Source organism: Clostridium saccharoperbutylacetonicum N1-4(HMT), assembly GCF_000340885.1.
Taxonomy (GTDB): domain Bacteria; phylum Bacillota; class Clostridia; order Clostridiales; family Clostridiaceae; genus Clostridium; species Clostridium saccharoperbutylacetonicum.
Map to the genome: position 1 here is coordinate 3804470 of NC_020291.1, position 21044 is coordinate 3825513.

A 21044-nucleotide genomic window follows, 5' to 3' on the forward strand; every position below is an offset into this window, starting at 1 on the left:
TATTTATTAATTCATAACCTTTATTTATTGACAGATTTCTAGTATAATAAAGTGAACTCGACTCATATAATGCTATTAGTGCTTATATATTGCAATTATCAATGTTCAATACTCAATGTTAATTATCTTTAGAAATCTTTATGTCTTGAATAATTCTTTTTGCAACATATATATTTAATATATGGACGAGTTATAATTTATATTATTTTTAAGGAGTGTTGTTATAATGTTTTCATATAAAACATCAGGTGTTTGCTCAAGTGCAATCAATGTGGAAATCAATAATAATATTGTAGAAAGTGTGGAATTTGTTGGCGGATGTCCAGGAAACCTTTTTGGAATTGGACAACTAGTTAAGGGATTACCAGTAGACGATGTTATTGAAAGATTAAAAGGAATAGATTGTAGAAGCAAAGGTACTTCATGTCCTGATCAACTGTCTAAAGCCTTATTAGCTTGGAAAGAAGAAAATAATCTATAAGAGCAAAAGCATCTGTGACACGTTAAATTAATGATGGAAGATTAAGATATTCCTTCGGAATATCTTAATCTTAATAAGTTTCAAGTTGCAGATAAGTTCCGTATTGTGGCATAGCCACTCTTTTTATATGTGTATATTTTTTTATTGAACGAAATGTTCTCTTTCACCTGATAATAATGATAAAGTGCTTGTTATTTCTTCTATTACATCCTTATAGCTCAAGTAGATTTTAATGCTTATATTATTATAATCCTCGCTGATTTCATTTATTTTACCATATAAATATTTTCCTTTATCCATTAGGTTTTTCAAAATATAATTATTTTCTCTAGGAATATATCCAATAATATAACCTTCTTTTGTTATTACCCGAATTGCATAAGAATCATAAGGATTATCATATTCTCGTTTTAAATAAACTAAATCCTCTTCAAATAATTTACTACTTACCTCACTCATATCTATATATCTTGTGCCTGATACATTTACAGTAATCAAATAAATATCTTTCACATGAATATCAATATGCATATCCTCAGTAACCTCAATATACTTCTTTTCCTTATCATTTGTTTTTATTCTTAAGGAATTTAATAACCTTCTAACCTCAACTACCATTTCACTGCTGATAGCATCATTTATAAGTTCATTGTCAATCTCATCAAATTGATCCTTGAATCTTTGAAGATTAGTTGCCGCCTGAAGCCTTGTTTCAATTAAAGCTGCTCTCAAGGCTTGAAGATTTAATTCCTTATATTTATCTTTGTAATCCTCATATTCAAGATATTTAATTAATATAAAGAAACAAATTTGTGCAATATCATCATAAACTAAATTATCCATTTTCAATTCATCTTGCCCTTTTAATATTTGATCAAGAGGCAACTTTTGCAATCCCAAATCAAGGATAACCTTTTTTATAGATTTATTACCTACTGCAAACGCATATTTATATAATAATGCATTTGTATAATCTCTCTTAAAAATTGCTTCAAATTCTTTTTTCTTTAATTTATATTGTGTCTTTTCTGCACAGCTTATCAAAACACTGCTTTCTACTTCAACATTAGACACTTCTTTAGCTATTATTTCATGCCATATTTCTTTCTTACAAATTTCCTTGCAAGTTTCAATTAATTCTTTATAAGCATCAGTAAATCTATTTGAAAGAAAATTCCTTTTGTTTTTATAATCCTCTATAATAACAGCTTCTATTGAATAAAGTATTGATATTACTGCATATAAAGAATATATTCCGCTACTATTTTTATCTATGATTTCTAATAACTTACGACAAACTATTATTCCATCGTTAATTTCTTCAATGCCATAGTCTGAAAATAGTAAACTAAACGATTTTGACAAAAGTTCAATTTCTCTTTTTGTGAATTCTGTATTTTCAAGATAGTCTAATAAATCTAAAGAAAGCATAGTATACGATAATAATTCTGTACCCCCTACATTATTATCTGCACCTTCTTCTATCATCCATTTCTTTATTTCATTAGTTATTGGCTTAAGATTCATTACACAAAATACTTTACCATATCCGTTTGATTTCTTTGCTAATTCAAATATAATATTGTTGCATTTTCCAATATGCTCATATGCCATTATTGTATAAAACAAATATTCATTGTGAATAGAGAATATTTCCAATATCTCATCTATATCTTCAATATTGCAAAATGGAGCTAATGACAATCCTAATTTTACTTCTTCACTATAAGCACTTTCTTTGATTAATTTAATTATACTATTTCTAAAATTTTCCAATGCATTATTATCATTGCTTATAAATTCCTTAAACAATTTAATAAAATTATCATAATATCTTATTATTGGATTTGATGTTATAAAGCTATTTACATTTTTTAATTCATTTGAAGAATAGATTTCTTTAATAAATATTTTCATCAGTTCATTTGCAAGTCTATTTTTTTCATAATTTTCAAGCTGGTGAGTTTTCTTAGTTATAACTTTATACTCTCTCTTTCCAGCTGTCTCAAAATCTTGATACCCATAAATCTCATTTGCATTACTATAATGATATTCTTTTAAATCATAATAAATAGATTTTATTATATTTTTCTTGTCTTTCTTAACCATAAACCCATCCTTGCCCCTTTTCTTCAAGATCAATACTTATTTTTAAATATTTCAATTATCAATTGTAAATTCTCAACATTCACTTATCAATTACTGCATGCAATATTAATTAGAATTTATATGCTACATTTATTTTTCGAAGTAATAATTTTTCTCATATCTCCTACCATGTATAACGATCCACTGATTAATATTAAATCATCTTTTTCAGCTTCATTTACTGCTGAAAAAAATGCTTCTTCGTAACTTTCTAATGAAACAACATTAGGATTAAACTCTAATATCTCTTTTTTTAAATCTTCACTAAGTTCTGCTCTTTCACTATGAGGTGTCAATGCATAAACCTTTTCTGCTATTGGAGTTATTTCTTTTACCATTTCTTTGACTTGTTTATCTGCTAAAATACCAAGCAATAAATATAACTTATTATACTTAAAACATTTTTCAACATTTCGTCTAAGTGCTTTTATTCCATCAATATTATGTGCTCCATCAATAACTATTGCAGGTTTTTTGCCTAACACTTCAAGTCTTCCAATCCATTTAACATCTTCTAAACTTTTCTCTATTAGTTCTCTATTAATTATAATATTTTCTATTTCATATAATGCCTCTATAACATTTAATGCTACAGATAAATTTATTATTTGATGTTCCCCTAATAAAGGTAGTTTTACTGAATATGTATTCTTATTACTTTTTACCTGAACTTCTTGATATAATTCATCATTATTAATATTAAGTAATCTACTATCCTCTTTTTTAACTAAATAAACTCTAGATTTCTTTTCTTCAGCTACCTTAAGAATTACTTCTTCAACTTCCTTTTCTTGTGGATATAATATTAAAGGTACATTTTCTTTTATTATCCCAGCCTTTTCTTTTGCTATTGCTTGTAAACTATCTCCTAAAATATTAACATGATCTAGGCTAATAGAAGTAATTACAGAAACCTTAGGTACAATTACATTTGTAGAATCTAACCTTCCTCCTAGCCCAACTTCAATAACTGCATAATCAACTTTTTCATTATAAAAATGTAAAAACATTAAAGCTGTTATTATTTCAAATTCGGTTGGATGCTCATAACCTTCTTCAACTACCCTTTCAATTACAACTTTAACTTTTTCTAATAAATCAACTAATCTATCTTTATTTATGTTTTCACCATTTATTTGTATTCTTTCTTCAAACTCTTCTAAATAAGGAGATGTATACATTCCAACCTTATAACCTGCTCCTCTAAGAATTTTAGTGACCATAGCTGTAGTCGAGCCTTTTCCGTTTGTTCCTGCTATATGTATTAATTTTAGTTTTTTATGTGGACTTCCAAGTAACTCTAAAATTCTAAAAGTTCTCTCAAGTCCATAATTAGAACCAAATCTCCCTACACTTGTTATATAATTCATTGCTTCTTCATAAGTCATATTCATTTCTGCTTACCTCTTTGCTTTGTGTATTTCCTTTCTTACATTATACTTCAAATACAAACAAATTCCTAATACATATATCTATTTATATTACAATTACGAATTAAATATTAAGTATGAAGAATTTCTAAAATATAAGCGAACCTATAAAAAATGACTGTCACAAAAATGAAAATCCAAAAAGTGAATGTCCAAATTTTATATTTGGTTACACGAACTTTCTCCCTGGAGCTTTTATACTTGACTGCACAAACTTTATCATTTATATCTATCTTAATAAAATGACAGATAATGTCCGCTAACACTTGGATACACTTAAAAAGAGGTACCTTATAACTACTTAATAGCTGCTATACGATACCTCTTTTCATATTTTTATCTCTACTTTGTAATATTATATTCTTCAGCTAACTTTTTAAATATTGGTAATGCATTTACTATTTGTTCAGTTTGCACACAATAAGAAATTCTAACATGACCTGGACAGCCGAAATCATCACCAGGTACTAATAGCAAATCATATTTTTTTGCTCTCTCACAAAAAGCTTTAGCATCAGCTTCTAACGATTGAGGGAACAAATAAAATGCACCACCTGGTTCTACACATTTATATCCCATTTCAATTAAACCATTATATAATAATTCTTTATTTCTTTCATATATTGAAACATCAGAAGTTTGGTCAGCACATTTTGCTACTACCCTTTGAAATAAACTTGGTGCATTAACATATCCAAGAACTCTTCCTGCTCCACAAATAGCTGCATAAGTATCTTGAAAATTCTCAATTTCATTAGGCACTAATACGTAGCCTATTCTCTCACCAGGTAATGATAGTGATTTACTATAAGAATAGCAAACAAAAGTATTATCATAGTATTTAGTAATATATGGAACTTCAACACCTTTATACACTATTTCTCTATATGGTTCATCTGAAATTAAGTAAATTGTATGGCCGTATTCCTTAGATTTTTCTTTTAAAAGCTTAGTTAATTTTAAAATTGTCTCTTCAGAATACACAACTCCAGATGGATTATTTGGCGAATTTATAATTACTGCCTTTGTATTTTTGTTTATACTCTTTTCAAATTCTTTAAAATTAATTTGAAAATTTTCGATATTAGCCTCTACAACGATAAGCTTAGCCCCAGTTGCTTCAACAAAGCATCTGTATTCTGGAAAGAACGGCGCAAAGGTAATGAATTCATCATCTTTGCAAGATAAAGCTTTAAAACATATACTTATAGAAGCTGCTGCCCCTATTGTCATGTATAAATTATTCTTTGTATAATTAGTTCCAAATCTCTTATTAATTGAATCAGCAATACTCTCTCTTACCTTATCATCACCTTGAGCACTAGTATATCCATGAACAACAGTTGAATCTTCATTTTCTAGTATGTCAAGAATAGCTTCCTTAACGGATTCTGGTGCTGGTACATTAGGATTTCCAATGCTAAAATCATAAATTTTATCTCGCCCAACAATTTCAGCTCTTCTTTTCCCAAATTCAAATATTTCTCTAATTGTCGATCTTTTGCTTCCTATTTCTATCATATCTTTTGATAACATAATTTACCCCCAATTTGTTCAGTTTACAATTTACAGTTAACAGTTGAGTTATGCAGTTTACAGGTTACAATTTACAGTTGCAGTTAGTAGTTATCAGTTTACAGGCGCAACTTGCAAATAGCAGTCTATAGGTTATACTTACAAATCGAAATCCACTGTTAGTTGTTAACTTTTTTGATTATTGCTTTTATTTATAATTTTATTCTTGTTTTATTTTATGCTTTTTTCTAGAAAAAAGCAATTTTTATCATAGTCAAATTACTCTAGTGATATATTTTTTTATTTTTATTTGTAGCTGTATTACTAAATATTATGGACAATAAAATGCTGAGTAAAAGAATGCTAAGTATAATTAATACAGAATTTGTGACTGAAATTTGTATCTTAACAATAAGTGAAATAAGTTTTATTCCAGTAAAAATCAGTATTCCACTTACTCCATATTTCATGAATCTAAATTTAGTATTCATTTTAGCTAAGACATAATACATGCTTCTAAGACCGAGGATAGCAAAGATATTTGAAGTATATACTATAAAAGTATCAGTAGTTATTGAAAAAATTGCAGGTATTGAATCGATAGCAAAAATTACATCTGAACCTTCTATTATTATAAGAGCTGCAAAAAGAGGTGTAGCATATATCCTTTTCTTTTGTTTAACAAAAAAAGCCTGTCCATAAAAAAGATCTGTAACTGGTATTATTTTTTTTACTAGTTTAATCAAAAGATTATTGTTAAATTTTTTATCCTCATGCTTTTTCTTAAATACAGCAAATCCACTATATATTAATATAAGACCAAAAAGAGGAAGCACAAAATGAAATCTATTAACTATGTTTACTCCAAGCAAAATAAATATCAATCTTAGTACCATAGCACCTGATACTCCATATAGTAATACTCTTTCCTGATATTCTTCTCTTATTCCAAGGTTACTAAATACCATAATAAATAGAAATAAATTATCTAAACTCAACGACATTTCTAATATGTATCCACCAAAGTATTCAACTGCAGCTGTTTGACCTCTTGTTAGATATATAAAGATGTTAAATAATATTGATATACTTATCCAAAAAATTAAATTAATAAAATTTCTTTTAGTATTCATTTAAACCTCCATTTCTTAATGAAAAATACTATAATGCACCATTTATTATTTCTATACTCTAGTATATTTATGTTAAGGTTGAATAATTCCCATTAAAATTCTGTAGGTTTTCCTATCAAATTATTAATCTTTCTTCTTTGATAATCATAAATTTTATCACGCCATAATTTTTTTGAAAATCTAATCTTTTATATGAAAAAAGAATGAGCCATTAAAATAATAACTCATCCTTTATAAATATTACCTACAATTAGCTAATTTAAAGCTTCAATTCTAACTTTAACAGCTTCAAGCATTTCTACGTATTTTACTCTCTTTTCTTTTTCAGCATCTATAACTGCTGCTGGTGCTTTAGCTACGAAACCTTGATTTCCTAATTTCTTATCAATTCTTTCAATTTCGCCTTCAAGCTTTTTAACTTCTTTATTTAATCTTTCTAATTCTTTATCTTTATCAACTAAGTCTAGTAAAGGCATGAATAATTCTCCACCTTTAACAACTAAAGATACAGCATTAGCTGGTACATTTGCTTTATCAGCTATAAATTCTACTTCTGAAGCTGAAGCTAATTTTTCAATATAGGCACTTCCTGCATTAAATGCTTTTTTAGCATCTTCAGCTATATAGCAAATAACCTTTGCTTTTCTTGATGGTGGTACATTCATTTCAGCTCTAATATTTCTTAAGCCTTTTATAGCTTCAATAACGAATGCCATATCAGCTTCTGCTTCTTTATTTATTAAAGCTTCATCAAATACTGGCCAAGCTGAAGTTGTAATAGTTTCTTCATCACTTAAATGAGTGAAGATCTCTTCTGTAATAAATGGCATAGCTGGATGTAATAATTTTAAGCCTGTAATTAGTACAGTATTTAATACATTGTAAGCTATTCCCTTAGCTTTTTCATCATCACCATAGAATACTGGTTTAACAAGTTCTATATACCAGTCACAGAATTCAGTCCACATAAAATCATAAACCTTTTGCATTGCAATTCCAAGTTCATATTTTTCCATGTTTTCTGTAACTTCTTTAACTAAAGTGTTCATTTCTGATAAGATCCACTTATCTGCTAAAGAATATTCCTTGCAGTCTTTATATTTGTTCATTATGTCCTTATCAAGGTTCATCATAACAAATCTTGAAGCATTCCAAATCTTATTAGCAAAGTTTCTTGATGATTCAACTCTTTCTGGATAATATCTCATATCATTTCCTGGAGCATTACCAGTAGCTATCATAAATCTTAATGCATCTGCACCATAAGTTTCAATTACTTCTAATGGATCTACACCATTTCCTAAAGATTTACTCATTTTTCTTCCTTGAGAATCTCTAATTAGACCATGAATAAGTACTGTATTAAATGGAGTTTCTCCCATACAATGAAGTCCTGAGAATATCATTCTAGCAACCCAGAAGAAGATAATATCATGACCAGTAACTAATGTGCTTGTTGGATAGAAATATTCTAAATCCTCTGTTTTATGTGGCCAACCAAGTGTTGAGAATGGCCATAATGCTGAAGAAAACCATGTATCGAGTACATCATTATCTTGTTTAATATTAGTGCTTCCACATTTAGTACAAGCATTTGGTGCATCTTCAAGTACCATCATTTCACCACAATCTTGACAATAGTAAACTGGGATTCTATGTCCCCACCATAATTGTCTTGAAATACACCAATCTTGAATGTTTTCCATCCAGTTAAAGTAAATCTTATCAAATCTTTCAGGAACAAATTTAGTCTTACCACTCTTAACTACTTCTATAGCTGGCTTTGCAAGGTCTTCCATCTTAACATACCATTGCTTAGAAATAATTGGTTCAACAGTAGTTCCACATCTATCATGAGTACCAACGTTATGAGCATGATCTTTTATTTTAACTAAAAGACCTAATTCTTCTAAATCCTTAACTATAACTTTTCTAGCTTCGTATCTATCTAAACCTTTGTATTTTCCACCTTTTTCGTTGATAATTCCTTGATCATCCATAACTCTTATGATTTCTAAGTTATGTCTTTTTCCAACTTCAAAGTCGTTAGGATCATGAGCTGGAGTCATCTTAACTGCACCAGTTCCAAATTCTAAATCAACATAGTCATCACCAACTATAGGAATTTCTCTGTTTACTAATGGGAGTATTACTGTTTTACCTATAAGATGTTTGTATCTTTCATCATTTGGATTTACAGCAACACCACTATCTCCTAGTAATGTTTCTGGTCTTGTTGTAGCAATTTCAAGAAAACCACTTCCATCAGCTAATGGGTAATTGATGTGCCAGAAATGTCCTGCTTGTTCTTCATATTCAATTTCTGCATCAGATAAAGCTGTTTGGCAATGTGTACACCAGTTGGTTATTCTATTTCCTTGATAAATTAAACCTTCATTATATAACTTAACAAATACGTGTTTAACAGCTGCACTAAGATTTTCATCCATTGTAAATGCTTCTCTTGTAAAATCAGCAGATACTCCAAGCTTTTTAACTTGGTTTCTTATAGTAGCTCTGTATTTGTCACTCCATTCCCAAACTTTTTCAAGGAAAGCTTCTCTTCCCATTTCCTTCTTGTCATAACCTTGCTCAGCAAGCATGTTAGCCACTCTAACTTCTGTTGCAATAGACGCATGATCTTCACCAGGAAGCCATAAAGCAGCATATCCTTGCATTCTCTTAAATCTAATAAGCATATCTTGAAGTGTATCATCAAAGGCATGCCCTAAGTGAAGTTGACCTGTTATATTTGGCGGTGGCATAACTATAGTATAAGGCTTTTTGCGCTTATCAACTACTGGTGTGAAATAGCCTTTTTCTTCCCAATTCTTATAAATTCTGTCTTCAAATTCTTTTGGATCATATGTGGTTGCAATGTTTTTCATTTCTTCTGACATTTCTATTCCTCCGTTTAAAATCTGATGTACAAGGTATTAAATGCCCCTTGTCATAGCGCTATATATAGCTACATTCAAATTACTATAGCATTTTAAAATTATTTAAAACATATTTTAGTAATGATGTATATCAAAGCCTTGCTTTTAAAAAAATCGGCTTAGTAATAATTATTTTTTATTCTATTAGTTTTTTTTCTCATTTTTAAGAATCCCAATTAGTCCAAGAGGCTTTTCTTCACCATGCACTAATCTAGTTATATTAGATCTATGGGCAATAGTAGCTAATACAAAGTATAAACATGCAAATAAGGAAATCCACCAATAGTCTTTTGCATATACAATCAAATGATAAATTGCCTCTGCTGCAAAAAAGGTTAATGCAAACACTGACATCCTATCCACAATTAGCAATAAAATTACTCCTACAATCAATGAAATTAATGTAAAACCTGGATTTACAACCATAAAAACTCCAATACCTGTGGCAAAGCCTTTTCCACCTTTAAATCTAAGCAATATTGGATATATGTGTCCTAGTATAACAGCAAATCCAGCTAAATAAGCAGCAAACATTCCAACCTCTGCTCCACCTATTGAAGTAAATATCATTTTTCCCACAAACGAGCAAATAAAACCTTTTAAAAAATCTAAAAATAAAGTCATAACTCCATATTTTATCCCAAATACACGAGTCATATTAGTAGTCCCTGGATTTTTACTTCCTAGTTCTCTAATATCTTTGTGAATAAACTTATTTGATATAGCAATAGCTGTACAAAAATTACCAATAAAATAACTAAATACAACTAATAATGATAATTGCCACCAATAATTCATAAACAAAATTCTAACACTCCTTCCTCTATTAATATAATGCCTAAATTGAATCGTTGAATTTTAATTATGAATTTTATATTTTTAATTCTTAAGGAAACCCGACTCACATTCGTTCGCTGGGGGCTTTCGAATAACCAAATATAAAATGCCCACAGGGAAAGTTCGAAGAACAAAATATAAAATTTTGATTCTCACTTTTGAATTCTCAACGCCAAAAGAGCCTTCATCACAAAAGGACGAAGACTCGCGGTACCACCTTTATTTCCACACAAGCAATTATATATGCTCTAATGGACTCTTAATTTAAATAACGATTCAGATAAACCGTCTTTAGCTACTATTATTTCACTAAAGAAGCTCAAAAGCTACCTTCAAAACTTTCAGCATAAGGGTTTTCAGCTACTCCCTCTCTCTAACTAGTTCTCTCCAAATCTATGATTCAAGAAAAGAACTGTACTCCTCAACTCCTATGAGTGAGTTTCCTTTTAATGCCTCCAAATTTCTACTCCTCTTTTTCATTGCTTTTATTATTCAATTTACTTAAAATAATAGCTTATAGTATAAATTTTGTCAATAATAGTTTTTTATGAACCATCTTCTCTCTTACCAAAATATATTTATCATATACTTAAATATTTTTCAATATCTTCAAAACTTTCTATATCTAAAATATTTTCAATAATTAAAATAAATTCATACACAATTCTTTTATGTTATATATAATCTTACTTTGATCTATCAATTTCAATTTGTTCTTCACCCCACGCATTTAATCCACTCAAAACAGGAATTAACGCTTTACCTCTTTCCGTTAAAGAATATTCAACTTTAGGAGGAATCGTGTTATATTGAGTTCGAACAATAATATTATATTCTTCTAATTCTCGTAAAGACTTTGTGAGCATAGTGGTAGTAATGCCTTTAATTCTTCGTTTTAATTCATTGTATCTTGTAATATCATTTTCCGCCAAATACCAAATAATTGGCAATTTCCACTTTTGCCCCAAAATATTAAGTGCATATAAAGTAGGACATTGTACCTCATATATATTATTAGGGGATTTCTGATTACAATCTATATTCTTATTCATAATTACAACTCCTTTAAACTTTACAGTATACTTTTTATACTAACGAAGAAAAAACTACATACTTGCATATTTATATCCTAATGGTATATTGATTATAGCAGAAAAATAAAATATTGAAAATAGGAGTGTTACTATGAAGGTTTATGCTATTAACGGAAGTCCAAGAAAAAATAAGAATACAGCTACTTTACTTCAAAGAGTTTTAGATGGGGTAGTACAAGTTGCAAAAGATAAAGAAATTGAAACTGAAATAATCAATTTATATGACTTAAACTATACTGGATGCAGAAGTTGCTTTGCTTGCAAAAGACTTGAAGGTAAAAGTTATGGAAAATGTGCAGTTAAAGACGATATTCAAGAAATTCTAGAAAAATTATCTCAAGCTGATGGAATTATTTTTGGCTCTCCAGTATATTGGGATAATATATCAGGTCAATTACACTCATTTTTAGAAAGATTGTTATTTCCCTATTTAGTGTATGATAAGAACCTTTCTACAATTGCACCAAAAAGGATGCCAACAGCTTTCATTTATACAATGGGTTCTCCAGAAGAAATAATGGAAAATTTAAATTATAAATTAACATTCAGTAAATTTGAATCCTTTATAGAACGTATATTTACAAAACCACAAGTAATGTATTGTAATGATACTTACCAATTTGATGATTACTCAAAATATGAATCTACTTTTTTTTCTGAAGAAGCAAAAGCAACACATCGAAAAGTTCAATTTCCTTTCGACAGTCAAAAAGCATTTGAACTAGGTGCGCGTTTAATAAAGTAGTCATTTATATACTACCTATAAGACACAATAAATTAATATTCTCTAACATATCTTTCTTAATATAAAAAACTTACCATATTCATTTTTATATGGTAAGTCATTTCTAGCAATTCCATACCCAATTTTAGTAAATTTATTACTCACTTATGATATGGTTCACCATTCATTATCCTAAATTTAATTTAGAAATTAAGCATTTTCTCATGAACACAAACTTCCAATTATAGACATAATGAGAATAAAATTTATCCACTATTAATTAGGTTATATCAACCATTATACCTCTTATTTTTCATATATGGAATATTTATCTATTACATCAAATAAAAAACCACAAAAAAAATGTAGCAACACACATTTATGCTACTACATTTTATATAATTCAACTCATTCCAGTTATGGTTTTATGTTTTGAAAGCTGAATTATACTATTTTCATTTTTTATAGTTCTTATGGTTAAATTATTTACATCAGTTTGTAAATTATCTACTTTATTAGTTAAACCAAAAATTAATTCTGTATTTTGTTTATATCCATCAAATAAAGCATCAATTTTAGGTTTAATTTCATTTTCAATAGTCATATTAGTTTTACGAACTACATTTTCTAAATTATCAAATCTTTCATTTATCTCAGATTTCATATTACTAATGTCTGATTTCATATTACCGATATCTGATTTCATGTAGCCAACATCTGATTTTATACCTTGAACTTCTGAATACATTTTAGTTAGTAAATCAAACATTTGATCATTATCTGCCACAAGCATTCACTCCTTTTGCTTTAGTAAATCCTTTGTTAAATTATATATTAAGTGAAAAGACATTATACTTAATTTTGCTAGAATAATTATAACATGGATTTAATCATAAGCGTTAATATAATCTATAATGCAATTCTTACCAAATACAATGATAATTATACGTATGTTTGTTCTTATTATTTTCCAAGTCATCGTGGCATATAACTATTGAATTTTACTACTTATAGCACTTCTTCACAGCTTCAAGTAGTCTTTCTAATGCTTTTTCAAGTATCTTTGTTGGACAAGCTAAATTTATTCTTTCAAAGCCAATTCCTTCTTTTCCAAAGATATATCCTTCATCTAAAAACATTAAAGCTTCCATTCTCATAAACTTTTCAAGGGCTTTATGATCCTTTTCAATTGCACTAAAATCAAGCCATTGAAGATATGTCCCCTCTAAGTTTATTACTTTAACCTCTGGTAAATTTGCTTTCATAAATCCTTCAACAAGCTTTTTGTTTTGATGTATAACTTGAATAAGCTCATTAAGCCATTCTTCACATTCATTATAAGCTATTTCACAAGCCTTATATCCAAAAATATTTAACCCCGCATTTCCTATAGTAATCATTTTTTCATGTAATACCTTATCTCTTATTCTTTTATTAGGAATAATTATGTTTGATGCTTGAAGCCCTGCCAAATTAAATGTTTTGCTTGGTGCTGTACAAATTACTGAATTACTTGCAAATTCTTTAGAAATATTTGCAAAAACCATATGTTTATATTCAGGCATAATTAAGTCAAAATGAATTTCATCAGCTACTATAAGCACATTGTTATCTATACATATCTTTCCTATCTTTATCAGTTCTTCTTTACTCCATACACGTCCAACAGGATTATGTGGACTACATAAAATAAATAACTTTGTGCTTTCTAAACTTGCCTTTTCTTCAAAATCTTTAAAATCAATTTCATAATGATCTTCACAAAGTTTTAAAGAACTTTTTACTATCTTTCTATTTCCAGCTTCTATTGCTTTATAAAATGGATAATATACTGGAGTCATAACAAGAACACCATCTTCCTCATTTGTTAGTGCCCTAACAATAGTAAATAGTGCTGGAACAACTCCTGAAAATTCTGTGATCCATTCTTTTTCAATTTTCCAATCATGTCTTCTTTCCATCCAATTACACACTGCTTTATAATAATCTTCTGTGGCTTCAGTATATCCAAAAACACTAGCATCCATATATTTTTTTAAACCTTCAATTATCTCTGGAGGATTCTTAAATTCCATATCAGCAATAGAAAATGGAACTATTTCTTCATTAATATCCTTATTTAACTTTTGCATCAAATTCCATTTGCTTGCTCCAACATTTTTTCTTGATATAAGTGTTTCAAAATCATATTTCATTTTTTCTTCACTCCCTTAACAATAATTTATCATATTATAGTTAATTTTTAAATGCTACTCATGTATTTCCATAGAGTCCTTAGTTTATCGTGATATAAGAGTTCAGATTAATTTATATATATAGATATCCAATTTAATAATCAAACTTATAAATAGAATATATATGTATTATTGAGCAATTATAATTGTAACACTACACTAGAAATCAGATACATTTTTCTGGAAGCAGGCATGTGAAATTGAGCTGATGATGGTTATTAGTGGAAGGTTGTTTCATTTTCTGCTTGTCATAAATTTACTTTAGGAACATGCAGAAATGGGTGCAACCTTCCACTTAGAACCTTCCAGCGAAAATTTCACTAGTCCTGTGGAAGACAAATGTATTGGATTTCGGTAATTTTCGTGTAAGTCTAATTCTTACGCTGTGTATCTATATATTATCCAATATTAATATATACTTATTAGTAAAATTTAAGAGCCTGGCTCTAGGATTATGGCATTAATCTTGTTCTATCCCTTGGTATTAAACTTGCTTCTCTCACATTTTCAAAACCTAAAAGTCTAGCTGTTATTCTTTCTAGTCCAATTGCTAAACCTCCATGAGGTGGCATTCCATATTTAAAGTTTGATATATAGCTATCATAATTTTCAGGATCTAATCCCTTATATTTCATGTTTTCTATTAGCATATCATATTCATGTATTCTCTGTCCTCCAGTGGTAATTTCAATCCCCCTAAATAACAAGTCAAAACTATGTGTTTCTTCAGTACCACAAGGCATTGTATACATAGGTCGTTTTTCCCTTGGATAATGGGTTAAGAAGATAAAGTCACTATTATATTTTTCCTTGGCATATTTACATATTAATTTTTCTCCTTCTGGGTCAATATCGCCATCTAATCCTGTTTTATTATACTTTGTCTTTAATATTTCTATTGCTTCAGAAAACTTAACTCTTGGAATTTTGTCTTCTATAACTTGAACTTCTGCCTTTAAAATCTTTAAATATTTTTCTCCTTCTTTCAGTACTTTTGTAAGTATATGTTTTAGCAGTCTTTCTTCCAAATCCATTATGTCTTCTTCATCCTCAATAAAGCCTAACTCTAAATCCATGCTTATATACTCATTTAAATGTCTATTAGTATTGTGTTCTTCTGCTCTATATACATGGCCTATTTCATACACTCTTTCAAAACCTGCTCCAACCATCATTTGTTTATAAAATTGTGGACTTTGGGCTAAATAGGCTTGTTTTTCAAAATATTCAACCTTAAATAATTCTGTGCCACCCTCTGCTCCTTCTTTTACCAACTTAGGTGTTGATATTTCAGTAAATCCTTCATTATTTAAGTATTCTCTAAAACCATTAGCTATAATATTTTGGATTTTAAAGATTGAATTTACCTTATCATGCCTTATGCTTAACATTCTATTATTTAATTTTGTATCCAAATTAATTTCAAGATTCTCTTTATTTAATTCTATTGGCAGTTCTGCCAAAACATTATTAATAATATTCAGCTGTTCCACATCAACTTCAAATCCGTTATATTTATTATTGCTTTCCTTAACCATTCCATAAATACTTATTACGGCTTCCACTTTAATTGTATTTAATTTAAACTCATTACTTACTACACATTGAACATAGCCTGTTCTATCCCTCAATATGATGAATGTTATGGATTTTAATTTTCTTATGCGATATACCCATCCCTTAATTACTATTTTTTTATTTATATAATTATCTATTTCATTAATCATTACTCTTTTCATTTCAAATACTCCTTTAAATTTACATATATTTTTTAACAACAAAGCCCCTTGAGCTAGCTAAACTCAAGGGGCAAAAAATTTTCGCGGTACCACCCTTTTTGACTTAAAACATTGCTTAAAAATAAAATAGTAGCGTTGTAAACATAAACCGGGCCCAATTTATAAAAATAAAAAAACTCCCACTTCATGTATAGAAGTGAAAGCATTATCTTCACGGTGCCATTCTACTTTGACTAAGCAAATAAACTAAGTCATCTCTAACCTTTTAACGGAGGCTTCCGGCTTATCCTACTAAAATTAACTTTCAAATACTAGGGAAATCCAAATACTCCCTGCATATTAATACCTTCAGATAAACTTCTCCAGGATGTCTTCAATACATACTTTCTCATAGAGCTTACACCATCCTCTACTCGCTTAAGATACTAATAATATATCTACTATTCCTTTCATAGAATTTTATTTTTTTATTTATAATATATAATACTCTTAATTAAGTTGAATGTCAACATACATATGAAAATTCTAACAATTTATATAAAGTATCCTTATTATAAATCGAGAATAAATTAAGTAGATTATAAAAAGGAGCGATTAAATATGATTACAGGTATTTCTAATCTTAACAATGTTGATACTTCAACTTACGCTACTAAAAACGATGTTTCAAAGAAAGATAAAGTTAACGATGATGCTAGTAATACTTCAGCAAATGAATTAGAAAAAGATACATTTGTAAAATCTTCAGACGATGACTTAACAAATTTAACTTATAAACCAGTTAAAAAGAAACTTTCAGCAGAGGAAATAAAACAATTAAATGATGATCAAGCAGAACAAGAAAAGGCATTCTTAAAAAAATTTATAGAAAACACTATAAATACACAAAATAATTTTAGTAATGGTACAGAAAATAATGGCCTTTCAAAAGAAAGTTCAGATCTTCTTACTAAGATTTTCGGCTCTCTTGACAAGGCTTATCCTAAAGCTGGAACTACTCCTGAAGAAGCACAAAAAGCTATTTCAGATGGAGGCCCATATTCTGTAAAAGCTGTGGCAGATCGTATTATGACTATGGCTACTGCCTTAGCTGGAGATGATAAAGATAAACTTCAGCAAATGAGAAACGCTGTTGAAGAAGGCTTTAAACAAGCTGGAGTTGACTTTAAAAACTCTACAAAAATGGATGATCTTCCTCAAATCTCAAAAGATACCTATACTGAAGTAATGAAGAGATTTGATGCACTTCAAGGAAAATCAGATACTTCAAAGGATGCATCAGCAAATGAACAAGAAGATAACACAATAAAAAATAATTAACTAATCTTCTTGAAGTCTACTTTAAATGCTATGATATTTAAAGTAGTGTTCGCTAAAAAATAAACTAATGAGGAGATTTATTATGAAGTTTGACGCAATACATCACATAGCTATTATTACTTCTGATTATGAAGTATCAAAACATTTTTATGTGAACATTTTAGGCTTTGAAATTATAAGAGAAAACTATAGAAAAGAAAGAAACTCTTATAAATTAGATTTAAAAATAGGAACAAGTGAAATTGAACTTTTCTCAATGCCAAATGCACCTAAAAGACCATCTTATCCTGAAGCTTGTGGATTAAGGCATCTTGCTTTTCGAGTTGAAAATATCGAAAAAGTTGTTGAAGAATTGAATAGGAATGGCATTATTACAGAACCAATTCGTATAGATGAATATACTGGAACGAAATTTACTTTTTTTTCAGATCCAGATGGTTTACCTTTAGAATTACATGAATAAAATATAATATAAAAATTTATAGGGATGATTACTATATAATCATCCCTACTTTATTATTCAAGACTTTACATTGCTCTTCCAGGTATTACTGCATCCAGTATTCCTATAGCCAAAGCTGCTAAAAGTGCTCCTATTATTGATACACTCATATTAGGCACAAAGTATTGCGCTATATATAATATTATTGCAGCTATAAAAAATCCTTTTATGCCTTTTCCAAATGGTGATGCATCTACACCCATAAAAGCTTCAACTAAATAATCCAATATGCTTATTACTAAAGCTGCTAGTAAATATGACCACATGCCTATAATTGTAAAACCTGGTGTAAAAAATGATGCTATTGCTAAGATTACGGCAGTTAATACTAGCCTAATTAACCAGCCACCAATACTTCTTCCACCAACCTTACCTTTTGTTGAATCATCTTTATCATGTACCATAAATAATTACCTCCTAAAATATATTTCTTATGAGTGTAATTATATTGTGCCCAGTTAATTAAAATATATTAATTTTTTTATTCTTTAGGAATTTATAATGTAATTAAATCTGTGGATACTATATGAAAAGCGCTATTTAAATGATTTGTGTATAAGAAAAGAATAAAAAACAAATCATATTCGCTTGCATAAAATGTTCTTATATGCAGCATAGCTGCCTTTTCTAATGTGTATACCTTTTAAACAGAAAATCTAATTTTGCAAAGTTATACTTACTATTTCTGGCATATTAAATATTCTTATACCTGGTGAACTATGCCCCATTCCTCTACTAACAATAAGTTTCTTATTATCTATATCATAAATTCCGCTATTATATTTAGGAAAAAATTTTCTTTCTGGAGAAAGCAATCCACCTATAAATGGTATTCTTATCATTCCTCCATGAACATGACCAGCTAAAGTCAAATCAATATTATGTTTTGCATAGAAATCAAAATATAGTGGATTATGAACTAATAAAATATTATATTCCTTACCTTTACATTTAATTAATTCAGTACTTACAATTTCTTCTATATTTGATGGTCTATTTTTTATTTTATAAAACGAAAGTGGAATATCGAGGCCATATAAATTAATACAATCCTGTTTTCTAGTTAGCGTAATTTTTTGATTATTTATTACTTTAACATTCAAATTCTTAAGCTTAGTCATGATTAGATTTAAGTAATAGCAATTTAACCTTTTTTCATGATTTCCTACTATATAATACATCTCATATTTCCCACTCAACGCTTCAACCAAACTAAAAAAATTATCAAATTTTTTATCGTATTTATTTACCATATCACCCGTCATAACTATAATATTAGGTTTTTCATTATCTATTTTACCAATGACAGTACTATTATTATCTCCTATATACTTATAATTATGAAAATCCGACAAATGAATAATTTTAAAGTTATTAAATTCTCTTGGAATTTTATTATTAACAATTTTATATTTTGATATTCCTAATAACTTATTATCTAAATACGTATATGTGGTTATTAATGATAAACCCAACAGTAAAACTATATTTTTTATCATTGATTTGCTCCATTCTCTTGAAATTTATAAAATTTCTCTTTCTAATCTGTAAATAAAATCATTTATCCCCTTCATAACCCAAACAACAATATACTTTTGACTTTCATCAAAATTTTGTACCTTATTTACTATTTTATTGCAAAACCATCTTATATTATTTGTTACAGCTTTAAGATGTGCCTCTGATTTAGTTTCTTCAATATATATAAATTCATCCCAAAAGACTAAAGGTAAAATTAAAATTTCTACTAAAGCATAACTTTTAATAAAATCCTCGTCTTGTTCATATTTACTTCTATAATAATCCATTATTAAATATTCTCCTGCAAAAATCATTATATTTTTTTCATCTTTCTTGCATAAAAATAATTCTATTATATCGATAACTTTATCAACAATTGCTCTTTCAAAATTTTCATTTAAATTTGAAATTATATATTTTGAAAAACCATTTACTATATCAAAGATTACTGATTCATTTGTTTCCTGTCTTAGCTTTCCGTTATTATCTAAAAGTATATTTGCTCTATGATAGTCAAATGGATTAACTTGAAAATCCGTCTTTATAAAATGATTTTCTCCTGAAATGGTATTAAATAAACAACTGACATAATCATATTCTGCATTTATACCAACAATTTTAGATTTATTTTTATTAATCTCTTCCCTATAGCTTTCTAAAAAACTATTAGAAAAACCTTGTCCATTAATTGATACACATTTCTTGATTTTAGACGATAAAATTGTTACATATTGTGCTTTATTACCACCTTTAGAATGTCCTGATACAGTTATATTATCATAATTTAAATTATTTATAAATTTTAAAGCTTCAAGTTGTTCATTAGTAACAGAAGTATATGCACCTTCTCCATTATCCTCCCACTCTGCTTCTGTACTGGTGCCTCTAAAAATAACAACAGCATTATTATTTTCATTTACTAAGCATGCAAACTTCATACCATTTTTATAAGCAGCTATATTTTTAATTCTATAATTGCATAAATTATTATTTTCTCCTATGTAATTTAATATTTTTATCCATTGGTATTTAGGCGTTTTCATTATACAATTTCCTATATTCCCCATAAGCTTATCAAAATCTGCATCCTTTAATATATCATCAACAATTTCCTTAACACTCTTATTTTCTTTTGCTTCCCATTCTAAATATATCAAATTATCCAAAAGAATTAATTCTGCATATGACAGCTGTTCCATAGATACCTCCATTATATACCTAGTTATCTGGACTTAAAACTAAATTTTATTCCTGTAACTAATCTATGCTCAATTATTATTTTTGAACTTAAAATGGTTAATTATAGATATCCAATTTAATAATCAAACTTATTAATGTAATATATATGTAGTATTGAGAAACTATAATCGTAACACTACACTAGAAATCAGATACATTTTTCTGGAAGCAGGTATGTGAAATTGAGC

The 21044-nt window shown here is 28.3% G+C and carries 17 protein-coding genes and 2 other annotated features; of the genes, 4 read left to right on the forward strand and 13 right to left on the reverse strand.

Annotated features, from left to right (window positions below; all coding sequences use genetic code 11):
• Positions 1-226: 226 nt before the first annotated feature.
• Positions 227-481 carry a TIGR03905 family TSCPD domain-containing protein gene (locus tag CSPA_RS17075; RefSeq protein ID WP_015393596.1) on the forward strand — a complete coding sequence of 85 codons (255 nt, stop codon included), beginning with the start codon at positions 227-229 and terminating at the stop codon, positions 479-481.
• 141 nt (positions 482-622) lie between these two features.
• Here CSPA_RS17075 and CSPA_RS17080 read toward each other — a convergent pair whose 3' ends face one another.
• The 7 genes from CSPA_RS17080 to CSPA_RS17110 form a co-directional block, all read right to left on the reverse strand.
• The gene (locus CSPA_RS17080; protein ID WP_015393597.1) at positions 623-2590 is read right to left on the reverse strand and encodes an HIRAN domain-containing protein; all 1968 of its coding nucleotides are present in this window, start codon (positions 2588-2590) and stop codon (positions 623-625) included.
• A gap of 116 nt (positions 2591-2706) precedes the next feature.
• Positions 2707-4023: a bifunctional folylpolyglutamate synthase/dihydrofolate synthase gene (locus CSPA_RS17085; RefSeq protein ID WP_015393598.1), complete on the reverse strand. Its 1317-nt coding sequence runs from the start codon at positions 4021-4023 to the stop codon at positions 2707-2709.
• Between the two features lie 378 nt (positions 4024-4401).
• On the reverse strand, positions 4402-5595 hold the full coding sequence (locus CSPA_RS17090; RefSeq protein ID WP_015393599.1) for a pyridoxal phosphate-dependent aminotransferase: 1194 nt from the start codon (positions 5593-5595) through the stop codon (positions 4402-4404).
• A 263-nt stretch (positions 5596-5858) separates the two neighbouring features.
• Positions 5859-6707: a TerC/Alx family metal homeostasis membrane protein gene (locus CSPA_RS17095; RefSeq protein WP_015393600.1), complete on the reverse strand. Its 849-nt coding sequence runs from the start codon at positions 6705-6707 to the stop codon at positions 5859-5861.
• Between the two features lie 254 nt (positions 6708-6961).
• Positions 6962-9607: a valine--tRNA ligase gene (locus CSPA_RS17100; RefSeq protein ID WP_015393601.1), complete on the reverse strand. Its 2646-nt coding sequence runs from the start codon at positions 9605-9607 to the stop codon at positions 6962-6964.
• Between the two features lie 183 nt (positions 9608-9790).
• Entirely contained in the window at positions 9791-10444 is a 654-nt protein-coding gene (locus CSPA_RS17105) for a glycerol-3-phosphate acyltransferase (protein WP_241393435.1), read from the reverse strand.
• A 229-nt stretch (positions 10445-10673) separates the two neighbouring features.
• Positions 10674-10972: a binding site (T-box leader), on the reverse strand.
• 197 nt (positions 10973-11169) lie between these two features.
• Positions 11170-11535: a winged helix-turn-helix transcriptional regulator gene (locus CSPA_RS17110; RefSeq protein ID WP_015393603.1), complete on the reverse strand. Its 366-nt coding sequence runs from the start codon at positions 11533-11535 to the stop codon at positions 11170-11172.
• Positions 11536-11668: 133 nt separating this feature from the next.
• Here CSPA_RS17110 and CSPA_RS17115 point away from each other — a divergent pair, with 133 nt between their 5' ends.
• Positions 11669-12322 carry a flavodoxin family protein gene (locus tag CSPA_RS17115; protein WP_015393604.1) on the forward strand — a complete coding sequence of 218 codons (654 nt, stop codon included), beginning with the start codon at positions 11669-11671 and terminating at the stop codon, positions 12320-12322.
• Positions 12323-12704: 382 nt separating this feature from the next.
• Here CSPA_RS17115 and CSPA_RS17120 read toward each other — a convergent pair whose 3' ends face one another.
• The 3 genes from CSPA_RS17120 to aspS all read right to left on the reverse strand — a co-directional run bounded on the left by CSPA_RS17120 (position 12705) and on the right by aspS (position 16274).
• Entirely contained in the window at positions 12705-13088 is a 384-nt protein-coding gene (locus tag CSPA_RS17120) for a hypothetical protein (RefSeq protein ID WP_015393605.1), read from the reverse strand.
• 217 nt (positions 13089-13305) lie between these two features.
• A complete protein-coding gene (locus tag CSPA_RS17125; RefSeq protein WP_015393606.1) occupies positions 13306-14496 on the reverse strand; it encodes a MalY/PatB family protein in 1191 nt (396 codons plus the stop codon).
• Between the two features lie 491 nt (positions 14497-14987).
• Positions 14988-16274, reverse strand: coding sequence for an aspartate--tRNA(Asn) ligase (gene aspS / locus CSPA_RS17130; protein ID WP_015393607.1), 1287 nt, complete (start codon positions 16272-16274; stop codon positions 14988-14990).
• A gap of 189 nt (positions 16275-16463) precedes the next feature.
• Positions 16464-16736 (reverse strand) — a binding site (T-box leader).
• A 138-nt stretch (positions 16737-16874) separates the two neighbouring features.
• Here aspS and CSPA_RS17135 point away from each other — a divergent pair.
• A complete protein-coding gene (locus tag CSPA_RS17135; RefSeq protein ID WP_015393608.1) occupies positions 16875-17594 on the forward strand; it encodes a hypothetical protein in 720 nt (239 codons plus the stop codon).
• 82 nt (positions 17595-17676) lie between these two features.
• Positions 17677-18057: an SMU1112c/YaeR family gloxylase I-like metalloprotein gene (gene gloA2 / locus CSPA_RS17140; protein ID WP_015393609.1), complete on the forward strand. Its 381-nt coding sequence runs from the start codon at positions 17677-17679 to the stop codon at positions 18055-18057.
• 65 nt (positions 18058-18122) lie between these two features.
• Here the strand turns inward: gloA2 and CSPA_RS17145 are convergent, their stop codons facing one another.
• From CSPA_RS17145 to CSPA_RS17155, 3 genes are all read right to left on the reverse strand, one after another.
• Positions 18123-18500, reverse strand: a complete 378-nt coding sequence (locus tag CSPA_RS17145) for a phage holin family protein (RefSeq protein ID WP_015393610.1) — start codon at positions 18498-18500, stop codon at positions 18123-18125.
• A 252-nt stretch (positions 18501-18752) separates the two neighbouring features.
• Entirely contained in the window at positions 18753-19595 is an 843-nt protein-coding gene (locus tag CSPA_RS17150) for a metallophosphoesterase (protein WP_015393611.1), read from the reverse strand.
• 24 nt (positions 19596-19619) lie between these two features.
• Positions 19620-20816, reverse strand: a complete 1197-nt coding sequence (locus CSPA_RS17155) for an Mbeg1-like protein (RefSeq protein WP_015393612.1) — start codon at positions 20814-20816, stop codon at positions 19620-19622.
• Between the last annotated feature and the right edge of the window lie 228 nt (positions 20817-21044).

Coding starts and splice junctions, on each gene's coding strand:
- CSPA_RS17105 (WP_241393435.1), bottom strand. CDS start 10,444: ATGAATTATTGGTGGCAATTATCATTATTAGTTGTATTTAGTTATTTT.
- CSPA_RS17100 (WP_015393601.1), bottom strand. CDS start 9,607: ATGTCAGAAGAAATGAAAAACATTGCAACCACATATGATCCAAAAGAA.
- CSPA_RS17150 (WP_015393611.1), bottom strand. CDS start 19,595: ATGATAAAAAATATAGTTTTACTGTTGGGTTTATCATTAATAACCACA.
- CSPA_RS17085 (WP_015393598.1), bottom strand. CDS start 4,023: ATGAATATGACTTATGAAGAAGCAATGAATTATATAACAAGTGTAGGG.
- CSPA_RS17110 (WP_015393603.1), bottom strand. CDS start 11,535: ATGAATAAGAATATAGATTGTAATCAGAAATCCCCTAATAATATATAT.
- CSPA_RS17095 (WP_015393600.1), bottom strand. CDS start 6,707: ATGAATACTAAAAGAAATTTTATTAATTTAATTTTTTGGATAAGTATA.
- CSPA_RS17145 (WP_015393610.1), bottom strand. CDS start 18,500: ATGGTACATGATAAAGATGATTCAACAAAAGGTAAGGTTGGTGGAAGA.
- CSPA_RS17155 (WP_015393612.1), bottom strand. CDS start 20,816: ATGGAACAGCTGTCATATGCAGAATTAATTCTTTTGGATAATTTGATA.
- CSPA_RS17115 (WP_015393604.1), top strand. CDS start 11,669: ATGAAGGTTTATGCTATTAACGGAAGTCCAAGAAAAAATAAGAATACA.
- aspS (WP_015393607.1), bottom strand. CDS start 16,274: ATGAAAAGAGTAATGATTAATGAAATAGATAATTATATAAATAAAAAA.
- CSPA_RS17125 (WP_015393606.1), bottom strand. CDS start 14,496: ATGAAATATGATTTTGAAACACTTATATCAAGAAAAAATGTTGGAGCA.
- CSPA_RS17090 (WP_015393599.1), bottom strand. CDS start 5,595: ATGTTATCAAAAGATATGATAGAAATAGGAAGCAAAAGATCGACAATT.
- CSPA_RS17135 (WP_015393608.1), top strand. CDS start 16,875: ATGATTACAGGTATTTCTAATCTTAACAATGTTGATACTTCAACTTAC.
- CSPA_RS17080 (WP_015393597.1), bottom strand. CDS start 2,590: ATGGTTAAGAAAGACAAGAAAAATATAATAAAATCTATTTATTATGAT.
- gloA2 (WP_015393609.1), top strand. CDS start 17,677: ATGAAGTTTGACGCAATACATCACATAGCTATTATTACTTCTGATTAT.
- CSPA_RS17075 (WP_015393596.1), top strand. CDS start 227: ATGTTTTCATATAAAACATCAGGTGTTTGCTCAAGTGCAATCAATGTG.